General features: G+C 31.3%; 2 protein-coding genes and 3 pseudogenes. 1 reads left to right on the top strand and 4 read right to left on the bottom strand.

Translation table 11 applies throughout. The features are described from left to right. Window positions 1-112: 112 nt before the first annotated feature. Window positions 113-538 (top strand): annotated as a pseudogene (locus BMW37_RS14785) (ISAs1 family transposase); the annotation flags it as partial. A gap of 328 nt (window positions 539-866) precedes the next feature. On the opposite strand, the gene BMW37_RS14795 reads toward BMW37_RS14785, so the two are convergent. The 4 genes and pseudogenes from BMW37_RS14795 to BMW37_RS15670 all read right to left on the bottom strand — a co-directional run. Then, window positions 867-2,105, bottom strand: a complete 1,239-nt coding sequence (locus tag BMW37_RS14795; RefSeq protein WP_342721780.1) for an oligosaccharide flippase family protein — start codon at window positions 2,103-2,105, stop codon at window positions 867-869. An 84-nt stretch (window positions 2,106-2,189) separates the two neighbouring features. Beyond that, window positions 2,190-2,680: pseudogene (locus BMW37_RS16095) on the bottom strand (transposase); the annotation flags it as partial. 218 nt (window positions 2,681-2,898) lie between these two features. Further along, a complete protein-coding gene (locus tag BMW37_RS16100; RefSeq protein ID WP_425441807.1) occupies window positions 2,899-3,045 on the bottom strand; it encodes a DDE-type integrase/transposase/recombinase in 147 nt (48 codons plus the stop codon). Between the two features lie 45 nt (window positions 3,046-3,090). Continuing rightward, window positions 3,091-3,215, bottom strand: a pseudogene (locus tag BMW37_RS15670) (IS30 family transposase); the annotation flags it as partial. Window positions 3,216-3,390 lie beyond the last annotated feature (175 nt).

Below are 3,390 nucleotides of genomic sequence, written 5' to 3' on the forward strand. Positions count from 1 at the left end.
AAAATTGTTTCTTTGAATTCTACGGTAAATTTACTCATTTGTCTGTCCTTATTATGATTAAGTTATCAATGGACAAGTAGTGTGACATAGGGGGGGGGCTGGTAAAGGTCAAGAAATCCAGATGGTACTGAACGTCCTTAAAACACTCAATCTTAAAGAGTCTATTGTGACGCTTGATGCGCTTCATTGTCAAACTGAAACCGTTAATGAAATTGTTAAAGGCAAAGGGGGTGCACTTATCCAAGTTAAAGGCAATCAACCTAAATTGTATGAAGCAATAGATCAAGAATTTCAAACATTGTGGAATACTGATGAATCAGAGAAACATGCTTTAGTTCAGGATGACCGTGGTCATGGGAGAATAGAACAAAGGACTGCGTATGTTATTGATGCAAAATTAAATAAAGATTTAAAAGAAAAATGGCCACATATTAAAACATTCATAGCAGTTGTCAGAGATAGAAGATTGATAGCAAAGAAAAAAAGGGAGTTACGAAACATCCTATTATTTATGTACAGAAAAATTAACCGCAAGTGAAGCCATGCAATATACAAGGGGACATTGGCGTTTAGATGTGGTAATGAAAGAGGACTCATCAGAGGTGCATGATAGAATAAGCGCCAAAAATTTATCAATAATTAGACGCTTTGCATTAAATTTATTGAGTACTGCAGAATACAAAAGAGAAAAAAAGGAAGCTTCAATTCCTAGCAAAATGAGAAGGTGTATAAATGATTTAAATTTCAGGGACAAAATCATCTTAACTATGAGATTGATTTAATAATGAAAAAGCTTGCTCGCCCCCCTGATGACAAGTAGCCCATTGAAAGCACAATAGTCAATATAACAGAAATAAAAATAAAAATTACACATTTATACTTTTATCTTGATAGAAATGAAATACTTTATATTTAATACATGCAACTATTCTAAAAACAATATCAAATAAATGAAGAAATATTGTTAAAATAACAAAGTCAAAAAGTGAAACCTCACTCTTATGCATAAGTACATATATACCAACTAAATACAAACCAAGATTTAAAAAAGCACCAATAAAAACAGTTTTTTTGTATCCCCATGCAATTAATCCATTCAATTCCAAAATAACACTCACAGAAAGAACAAAAATGCAAATTGAAATAAGAGAAACTAACGGTGAAAGGATATCTGAGTTTAATTTAACATATTCAATTAAATAATCACCTCCAAAAAAAACCATCAAACACATAAAAAAACCTACAATTAATGATAGAAATATAATATTCCGAAATAAATATTTATCTTTTAAACTAGAGGATCTTGCATAGAATGCATTATTTATAATGCCAATTGGGATAAGAGCTACACCCAAAATTTTGATGATAAAATCAAAATATACCACTTGCTGCAATCCAATTAGTAACCCTACAAAGAATATATCAGCTCTAGCTTTAATATTAAGCAAAAAAGTTGACAGGAAAAGAAATGAAGAATCTTTAAAATCCATAAGTAACTGCCTTACACTTATTCTAAAAAATCTCACCCCAAGTTTGTAAGACAATGCCAATGAAAAAACACCAATAAATGAACTACTAATACCCATAAATAATGGTATCAAAAAATAATCAGCAGGCCTTTTAAGAAAAATCAAAAGTAAAATCATCGAAACAATCTTACTTAAAGCTGAAAGAAAAAAAACTAGCTTCAACTTATCCATTGCTTGAAAAAACCATTGAGGGAATAGCCACTCATAAATTAAAACCAAAGAACACAAAAACAACAATTGCGGATTAATCGAAGAAGAAAACAGGCAATAAACAAAAATCAAGAACAAAATGATACAAAAAAGGATACTCTTAATATAGAATATAGATGAAAAAACAAACGATATTTTATTAAAATCACCATTACAATCGACTACTTTTTTTACGCCTGATATATTAAAGCCATAGTTAACTATCAAACTAAAATAGGCCACTACAGCCTGATAAATTAGCAACTCACCATAAATTTCCGTTCCTATTACCTTTAAAAAATAAGCATAAATTAATATAGGAAAAAGCATATTAACCGATTGTGTAAGCGAAAGGTAAACTATATTTTTAATAATTATCGTTTTAATTTTATTTCCCTAATTTTATTAAAATATGATGATTTGCAGGAAGAAAATAGCACTAATTTAATACTATTACGCGATGCTTGACTTTTAAAAAGTGAGATCTGCTATACTTAAAATAGTCCTACCTTGTACTTTATTTAAGAGTAACCGCTTGGCTTATAATATTTTCCTGCCTAGCCTCTTAGTAATTGCTCAGCATTATTCTTGCAAATGTTTTTTCAGTATTAGATTTTTCAGTAAGCTGACGAATTGTACTCTGAACAATTCTTCTTTTATCATTCCAAAAATCCCTAATGTTTTTAGAGAGTCTATCTTTCATGTTTTTCCTAAAAGCTGCTTCAATAGCAATCCCATGCTTTGTACATTGTTCCGCTGTCTCAGCCCCCCAAATAAGCCTTTATCCTCTAATGCCAACCCTGTTTTACCTTCAAATAACTCTATTATCATCTCTCTTTCATCTGTATTTGCGGCAGTCACATCAAAATTAACAATCTCACCATCTTGGTTAGCCTCTTAAATTCATAATAATACTGTTCTTTAGGTGCATAGTAATCCCTAGCGGAATCACCTTTAAACTGTAATGGTCAACTAATTTCGAACACTTTCTTAAAGGTTTCCAAAAATAATTTCTTTGGCCTATTTGGTATCAGGCCACCGTTATAACTATGAGACCTAATCTAACTGTAATACTTTACAATATAATTCACTATATCTTGATTAGCTCCCATTAAATTATTATACCCAATTTGGTACCTATTCGGTTTTAAAGTTCCTAAAGAAACTTTCTATAGGGCTATTATCTCAGCAGTTTCTTCGCTTTGATAGGCGTATGCTTAAGTTGATATTTCCAGAGTAATTGACGGAATTGCCTGCTTGTATAATGACTTCCTTGGTCGCTATGAAAAAGCAACCCAGTAGGTATCCCCTCTTGCTTCAAAAACAATGGTCAACACATTACTCTTAAGATTGCTATCTGGTGAATTTCATATAGTCCATCCAATAGACCTCCTTCGTGGGAACTAAATGGATGTGCAAAATAAGTCTCAGCATCAAGTGCTTTAGATATTTCTCATATTAACTAAATTCACTGCCATTATCAAATATTATCGTATAGGTTGGTACTTATACGGCTGTCATTCGTAGGCACTTAAGGTTGATTAATAATCAATTACTGACCAAATTATTGTTTAGCATATAATTTCAGTAAGCGCCAATTTAACTACACCTTGACATTTTGAATTGCCATTTTTTCTATGATTCAATGGCAGTAAATCTGTTATATCAGCAC

This window comes from Thorsellia anophelis DSM 18579, from assembly GCF_900111395.1.
Lineage (GTDB): Bacteria > Pseudomonadota > Gammaproteobacteria > Enterobacterales > Thorselliaceae > Thorsellia > Thorsellia anophelis.